Annotated in this window: 8 protein-coding genes; 4 read left to right on the forward strand and 4 right to left on the reverse strand. The window is 63.8% G+C overall.

The features are described 5' to 3' along the window. The 4 genes from AC5JJ6_RS37415 to AC5JJ6_RS37430 all read left to right on the forward strand — a co-directional run. A partial coding sequence (locus AC5JJ6_RS37415; protein ID WP_496046903.1) for a branched-chain amino acid ABC transporter permease occupies positions 1 to 888 on the forward strand: 888 nt, incomplete at its 5' end. A gap of 3 nt (positions 889 to 891) precedes the next feature. After that, a complete protein-coding gene (locus AC5JJ6_RS37420) occupies positions 892 to 1,863 on the forward strand; it encodes a branched-chain amino acid ABC transporter permease (protein WP_496046904.1) in 972 nt (323 codons plus the stop codon). A 105-nt stretch (positions 1,864 to 1,968) separates the two neighbouring features. Continuing rightward, a complete protein-coding gene (locus AC5JJ6_RS37425) occupies positions 1,969 to 2,325 on the forward strand; it encodes a hypothetical protein (RefSeq protein WP_496046905.1) in 357 nt (118 codons plus the stop codon). A 107-nt stretch (positions 2,326 to 2,432) separates the two neighbouring features. Beyond that, positions 2,433 to 2,732 (forward strand): DUF6916 family protein, encoded by a 300-nt coding sequence (locus tag AC5JJ6_RS37430; protein WP_496046906.1) that lies wholly within the window; start codon positions 2,433 to 2,435, stop codon positions 2,730 to 2,732. 30 nt (positions 2,733 to 2,762) lie between these two features. Here the strand turns inward: AC5JJ6_RS37430 and AC5JJ6_RS37435 are convergent, their stop codons facing one another. The 4 genes from AC5JJ6_RS37435 to AC5JJ6_RS37450 all read right to left on the reverse strand — a co-directional run. After that, positions 2,763 to 2,996 carry a hypothetical protein gene (locus AC5JJ6_RS37435; protein WP_496046907.1) on the reverse strand — a complete coding sequence of 78 codons (234 nt, stop codon included), beginning with the start codon at positions 2,994 to 2,996 and terminating at the stop codon, positions 2,763 to 2,765. 3 nt (positions 2,997 to 2,999) lie between these two features. Next, entirely contained in the window at positions 3,000 to 3,284 is a 285-nt protein-coding gene (locus tag AC5JJ6_RS37440) for a GNAT family N-acetyltransferase (RefSeq protein WP_496046908.1), read from the reverse strand. Between the two features lie 418 nt (positions 3,285 to 3,702). Beyond that, complete coding sequence (gene ggt / locus AC5JJ6_RS37445) at positions 3,703 to 5,457, reverse strand: gamma-glutamyltransferase (RefSeq protein ID WP_496046909.1); 1,755 nt, start codon at positions 5,455 to 5,457, stop codon at positions 3,703 to 3,705. A 60-nt stretch (positions 5,458 to 5,517) separates the two neighbouring features. Then, on the reverse strand, positions 5,518 to 6,017 hold a 500-nt coding region (locus tag AC5JJ6_RS37450), incomplete at its 5' end, for a hypothetical protein (protein WP_496046910.1).

The following is a 6,017-nucleotide window of genomic DNA, read 5'->3' on the forward strand; positions in this document are numbered from 1 at the left end:
ATGATGGAGCTGCTGGGGGTGCCCCCCCAGGTCCTGTTCGGCCAGCTTCTGCTCGGGCTGATCAACGGGTCCTTCTACGCGCTGCTGAGCCTCGGCTTGGCAGTCATCTTCGGCATGCTCAACGTCATCAACTTCGCACACGGCGCCCAGTACATGCTGGGCGCCTTCGCGGCGTGGATGCTGTTGAAGTTCACCGGCATCGGCTACTGGTGGGCGCTGATCCTGGCCCCGCTGGTCGTCGGCCTGATCGGCGTCGTGCTGGAAAAGCTGATGCTCAGCCGGCTCTACAAGCTCGACCACCTCTACGGCCTGCTGCTGACGTTCGGGCTCGCCCTGATCATCGAGGGCATGTTCCGGCACTGGTACGGCGTCTCAGGCCAGCCCTACCCGATCCCGAAGGAACTCGCCGGCGGCTACAATCTCGGCTTCATGTTCCTGCCGACATACCGCGCCTGGGTCGTCGTCTGCTCGATCGTGGTCTGCTTCGGCACCTGGTTCGTGATCGAGCGGACCAAGCTGGGCTCATATCTGCGCGCCGCCACCGAAAACCCGGTGCTGGTCCAGGCCTTCGGCATCAACGTGCCGGTCATGATCACCGCGACCTACGGCGTCGGCGTGGCGCTGGCCGGGCTGGCCGGCGTGCTGGCGGCGCCGATCTACCAGGTCAACCCGCTGATGGGATCGAACCTGATCATCGTGGTCTTCGCCGTGGTGGTGATCGGCGGCATGGGCTCGATCCTGGGCGCCGTGCTGACCGGCTTCATGCTGGGCATCCTGGAAGGCTTCACCAAGGTCTTCTACCCGGAAGCCTCCAACATCGTGATCTTCGTCGTCATGGCGGTGGTGCTGCTGATCAAGCCCGCCGGCCTGTTCGGACGGGAGAAATAGGCCATGGCGACACAATCCCACTACGCCGGTACGGCACCCGGCCAGCACCGGCAGGGCTCGCAGACGCTGAAATGGGCGGCGCTGGCGGTGCTGCTCGGGCTGGCGCTGGTGGCGCCGTTCCAGCTCTACCCCGTGTTCCTGGCCAAGGCGCTGTGCTTCGCGCTGTTCGCCTGCGCCTTCAACCTGCTGATCGGCTATGTCGGGCTGCTGTCGTTCGGCCATGCCGCGTTCTTCGGCTCGGCGGCCTACGTCACGGCGCATGCGGTCAAGGTCTGGGGGCTGACGCCGGAGTTCGGCATCCTGCTCGGCGTCGCGACGGCGGCCGGGTTCGGGCTGCTGTTCGGCGTCATCGCGATCCGGCGGCAGGGCATCTACTTCGCGATGGTGACGCTGGCGCTGTCGCAGATGGTGTTCTTCCTGGCCTTGCAGCTGAAGTTCACCGGCGGCGAGGACGGCATCCAGGCGGTGCCGCGCGGATTCCTGTTCGGGATCTTCGACCTCGGCAACAACCTGGTGATGTACTACTTCGTGCTGGCGGTGTTCCTGGCCGGGTTCGCGCTGATCTACCGGACGATCCACTCGCCGTTCGGCCAGGTGCTGAAGGCGATCCGGGAGAACGAGCCGCGCGCCGTCTCGCTGGGCTACAAGGTCGATCAGTACAAGCTGACGGCGTTCGTGATGTCGGCGGCGCTGGCCGGCCTTGCCGGCGGGACCAAGGCGATCGTGTTCCAGCTGGCGTCGCTGACCGACATCACGTGGCAGATGTCGGGCGAGGTCGTGCTGATGACGCTGCTGGGCGGCCTGGGAACCATCTTCGGCCCGGTGGTCGGCGCCTTCCTGGTGGTGACGTTGCAGAACTATCTGGCCGGCACCCAGCTGCCGGTGACGGTGGTCACCGGCGTCATCTTCGTCGTGTGCGTCCTGCTGTTCCGGCGCGGCATCGTCGGGGAGATCGGCGCGCTGCTGAAGCGCTAATCGGCAAATCGGGATGGCATGCGACAGTGTGCCATCCCACCCGGATTATAATGGCGTCGCCTTGATATATGGTCCATACTTTATTGTGGATTATAGGCTGGCCGAATGACCGAAGAATTCTCAGAACTGAAGCCCCTGCTACGGCAACTGATATCCAAAATGGATTCAGGGTTCGCGGAGCTACGGGACGACATGTCCTTGATGAAGCAGGATATGTCCCTGATGAAGCAGGATATGTCCGAACTTAAGCAAGACGTCAGCGTCCTCAAATTGGACGTCGCCGAACTTAAGCAGGACGTCAGCGTCCTCAAATTGGACGTTGCCGAGTTAAAGCGCGACGTGGGCGACTTGAAGCGGATTACCAGTTCCAACCACTTCATCGTCACCGGACGGTTGGATGAACAGCGCGGCATCCTTACAGACCACCTTGCCAAGCCGCTAAAGCACGCCCATCCCCGCTGACACCTATCCGCGCTGCAAGTTACCACCCATTCGAATTATTTCTTTACGCCGATGCGTTCCGAGGTTAGTTGTAGTCCTTTCGGATTACCAATTGGAGCGTGCGTGTCATGGTGGTGTTCGGGTCGCTGACCGTGGAAACCTTCCGGAGCGAAGTGGGGAACGTGTTCTGGGCGGATTGTGTCCCGAACCCGGTCAAGTTGAAGCTGATCCGCCTGACGGAAGGCGTGCCGAGTTTGCGGGACTTCCGCATTCCCTTCAAGCTGATCTTCGTCACGCCCAAGGACACGCTGCTGCTGGAAGGCGCCTACGACTTCAAGAGCGAGAGCGGGCGGGAGTTCCGGCAGGTGCACATGGCGCCGATCCAGTCGGACGGTCCGATGCAGGAATATCAGGTCATCCACAATTGACCATGTGGCGCTGCCCCATCGGCGCGCTTCCTAACGAAGCGCCGGTGGACGCCATTCCAGCGACACCATCGGCGAAGTTCCCGTCGGTGGCAGTTCGGTCACACCCAAGCGGGCGTAGAGCTTGCGCGCGCGGTTGAGGGGCGCCACCGAGGCACGCGCGATCTTCCCGGATCGCGTCGCTTCCGCGAAGATCACGTCCCTGATCACGGTCTTGCCGCCGCCGACCGCGATCTTTCCCGGTAGCATGGCAAGGTCGTTCAGCACGATCTAATCCGGCAGGATCGAGAAGATCAGGCGGCCGACCGGTTCGCCGTCGCTCTCTATGATCCACTGCTCCATGGTCGGATACAGCGCCTGCCAATTGTAGATCTGTGAAACATGCTGCTGTTTCAGCAGGAAGTCCTTCTGCGCCTGCGGCAACGGCATGTCGTCGAAATCGGTCGCCTTGGAAGCGACGAAGATGCGGAACAAGAGGTCTTCGTCTTCAAGCCGCGCCGGACGCAAGACAAGGCCGGGTTTGGTCGTGAAAATTCTATCGCCGTCGCGCATCACTCAAATACCTACGAAGTAAAAACGGTGGAGGCTGAAATATCGGCATTTTCCGAAGACGATTCCGGCTGACGCTGCCGTCCATGAAGCAGCGTCGCAAAATTCCCGCGTGAAAAGTTCGACACCCAAATCATGCGTACTCGAAAGCCCGCTGGGATTGAATTGATTCAGGATGCGCTAGGAAGAAATGATATCGCACTATGCGCGCTGAACGATTCCTAATCGGTTTTGCAGTCAATCCGAGGTACGTGCGTATGCGCGAACGCCTCCTCCGCCCCAAAACGGAGGGGACGGTGACGGAGCATCGAGCGGACTTGGGGGCGAATCGAAGGAGGGACGGTTCGGGGTAGATGCCACCGGACGCTGGAGGAAGCGTCAGGCGGTACCGGAGAGCTCCGTCCCGCGGTCTCCGTACCGGGGGCTAATGCCCGGCGGCCAGACCTTCGCGCCGGATATCGGCGCCTCCCAGCAGTTTGCCGTTGCCGACCGCAATGATGCTGAGGCCGCTGGTGAGGTCGGTCGGGGCCACGGCGTGGCCGCGCCGTTCAAGCTCCGACGCCAAATCCGTCACGGAAGTACCCGCTTCCAGCAGAGTCGCGGGCGCCTTGCCGTTGTTGTTCTGGAAATGCGGCAGCGCCGCCACCTGTTGCGGGTCCAGGCCCCAGTCGATCAATGCCACGACGCTCTGGGCCACATAGGAAATGATCGCGGCCCCCCCGGGAGAGCCGAGGACGTATCTCAGCTTGCCGTCCTGATCGAAAATGACCGTCGGCGCCATCGAACTGCGGGGACGCTTGCCCGGCTCGACCCGGTTTGCCACGGGCCGTTCCGGAGTCCCGGCGGAAAAGGAGAAGTCCGTCAGTTCGTTGTTGAGCATATATCCCCGAACCATCCGGCCCGACCCGAAGGCGCTCTCGATCGTCGTCGTCATCGACACGGCGTTGCCGTCCTTGTCCACGATGGAGATGTGGCTGGTGGCGGGCAGATCATGGTGAACGCCGTCGAGGAAACGTCCGGTCTTGAACGGCGGATCGCCGGCTTCGGCAACGTCCATATCCGTGTCGGGATCGATAAGCCGGCTGCGGGCCGCGAGATAGCCGGGGTCTAGCAGGCCCCTGACCGGCACGTCGATGAAATCGGCGTCGGCGACGTAGCGGTTGCGGTCGGCGAAGGCCAGCCGGTTGGCCTGGGTGTAAAGATGGACAGACCGGGCGGTATTTGGACCGGCGGCCGCCATGTCGAAAGGCTCGAGCATCGCCAGGATCTGGGCGACCGCGATGCCGCCGCTCGACGGCGGCCCCATGCCGCAGACCTTGTAGCCGCGATACTTGCCGCAGACCGGCTCCCGCTCCTTGACGCGGTAGGCGTCGAAGTCCACGGCGGCAAGGTCGCCGGGGCGCGGCTCCCGCTTGACCGCCGCTATGATGTCGTCGCGCATCGGGCCCGAGTAGAACGCATTGGCGTTGCCATGGTCCACCAGCGCCATCACCGACCGGGCGTACTCCTCGTTCCGCAAAAGGGTCCCGGCGCCCTTCGGCGTGCCGTCGGGATTGAAGAAATAGGCCTTGGCCGCCGGGTCGTCGGGAATACGGTCAGACGCCTTGATGCTGTCGGCAAGGCGCGGCGATATCTCGAAGCCGTTGCGCGCCAGTTCCACCGCGCGGCCGGCAAGGTCGCCCAGCGGCAGGGTGCCGAAACGGCGATGCATCTCCTCGATCAGGCGCGGAGTTCCGGGAACGCCGGTGGACAACCCGCTCTCGACCGCATCCGCCAAGCTGAACCCCTCGAACCGCTTGGAGTCTGCGCCGCCGGGAGCGGCTTCGCGGCCATCCAGCGTGGTCAGCCGGTCGGTCTTCGCATTGTAATAGACCAGGAAGGCTCCGCCGCCGAGGCCCGAGGACTGCGGTTCGACCAGTCCCAGGACAAGCTGCGCGGCAATGGCGGCGTCGATGGCGTTTCCGCCCTGCGCCAGGACGGCCGCACCGGCGCGCGAGGCCTCCGGATTGGCCGTCACGACCATTTCCTGAAGGGTCTCGACCAGGGGTTTCTGGCGCGTACCGGTGGCGATCTCCGGAGGCAGGCTGTCGCCGGGCTGGAAGGCCAGTGCCGGAGAGACGACGGCGATGGCCGCCGCCGTCATGGCCAATGTTGCGGCGAGCCTGCGCGCGAAACCCATGGGATACCCCCTCATTAAACTGAGTACCGGAGTATCCTAACGCGACCTGCGGCGACCCGGCTACATCCTTGAGTCGGCACCGCTCTCCCGCGCCAGATCGCGTGCTTCCTCCAGCCGCTCCTCGCATTGGGTGGTGTCGCCCTGCCGGCCGGCGTTGCGGGCTCCCAGCAGCAGCGTTTCGATCTGGGCACGCTGGGCGTTGCCGGTTCCGGGAACGGTACCTTGGGGAGCGCCGTCCTGCTGGGGCATCGCGGGTGCGGTGTTCATGCCGTCGGCGGTGCCGTTGGGCGGCTCCATCACGCGGGCGCTGCCGACGTCGGGCGGCTGGATCACGCCGCCCGACTGGGCGAGGCTTTCGCTGCTGGCGCCGCTCCGGGGGACGGTCGCCTGTGGCGAAGCCTCCCCTTTCATGCCCAGCGAATTGGCAAGCCGGTCCACCTCCGCCAGACAAGTGTTGTCCTGAGCACTGGCGGAAAATGCCGACAGGGAGGTAGCGCCAGCGATGAACAGCGACATGAAAGCGATCGTACCGCGCATCTTAAACTCCTTGATTCGGATCG

Source organism: Skermanella sp., assembly GCF_059503625.1.